General features: G+C 66.7%; 1 protein-coding gene. It reads right to left on the bottom strand.

The features are described 5' to 3' along the window. Positions 1-3 precede the first annotated feature (3 nt). The coding region (eno, locus tag C6P64_RS16315) for a phosphopyruvate hydratase (RefSeq protein WP_105749601.1) at positions 4-1209 on the bottom strand (1206 nt) is incomplete at its 5' end.

The following is a 1209-nucleotide window of genomic DNA, read 5'->3' as shown; positions in this document are numbered from 1 at the left end:
CGATCAGCGCAGGTTGTAGAAGGCGTCGCGGCCCGGGTAGCTGGCGACCGTGCCCAGGTCTTCCTCGATGCGCAGCAGCTGGTTGTACTTGGCCATGCGGTCCGAGCGGCTCATCGAGCCGGTCTTGATCTGCAGCGCGTTCAGGCCCACCGCGATGTCGGCGATGGTGCTGTCCTCGGTCTCGCCCGAGCGGTGGCTGATCACGGCGGTGTAGCCCGCGCGCTTGGCCATCTCGATCGCCTCGAAGGTCTCGGTCAGGGTGCCGATCTGGTTGATCTTGATCAGGATCGAGTTGCCGATGCCCTTGGCAATGCCTTCCTTGAAGATCTTGGTGTTGGTCACGAACAGGTCGTCGCCGACCAGCTGCACCTTCTTGCCCAGCACCTCGGTCAGGTGCTTCCAGCCCGCCCAGTCGCCTTCGCCCATTGCGTCCTCGATGCTGATGATCGGGTACTTGTCGCACCAGGTCGCCAGCATGTCGGTCCACTGCTCGGCGCTCAGCACCAGGCCTTCGCCCTCGAGGTGGTAGACCTTGGAGCCGTCCGGGCCTTCCTTGCAGAACTCGGAAGCGGCGCAGTCCAGGCCGAGCATGATCTGCTCGCCGGCGGTGTAGCCGGCCTTGTCGATCGCTTCCAGGATCAGCTGGATCGCGGCCTCATGGCCGTCGACGGAAGGCGCGAAGCCGCCTTCGTCGCCGACCGCGGTGCTCATGCCCTTGTCGTGGATGATCTTCTTGAGCGCGTGGAACACCTCGGCACCCCAGCGGATCGCCTCGCGGAACGAGGGTGCGCCGACCGGCAGGATCATGAACTCCTGGATGTCGAGGTTGTTGTTGGCGTGCGCGCCGCCGTTGATGACGTTCATCATCGGCACCGGCAGCTGCATGCTGGTGCTGCCGCCGAAGTAGCGGTACAGCGGCAGGCCGGCTTCCTCGGCGGCGGCGCGCGCGACGGCCATCGAGACCGCCAGCATGGCGTTGGCGCCCAGGCGGCCCTTGTTCTCGGTGCCGTCGAGCTCGATCAGGGTGCGGTCGAGGAAGGCCTGCTCGGAGGCGTCCAGGCCGAGCACGGCCTCGGCGATCTCGGTGTTGATGTGCTCGACGGCCTTCAGCACGCCCTTGCCGAGGTAGCGGCTCTTGTCGCCGTCGCGCAGCTCGATGGCTTCGCGGCTGCCGGTGGAGGCACCCGACGGCACGGCCGCGCGGCCCAT

Origin of the sequence: Malikia granosa (assembly GCF_002980595.1) — a bacterium.
Lineage (GTDB): Bacteria > Pseudomonadota > Gammaproteobacteria > Burkholderiales > Burkholderiaceae_C > Malikia > Malikia granosa.
The sequence above is the reverse complement of the archived record's forward strand: the minus strand, read 5'-3'. Positions and strand labels throughout refer to the sequence as shown.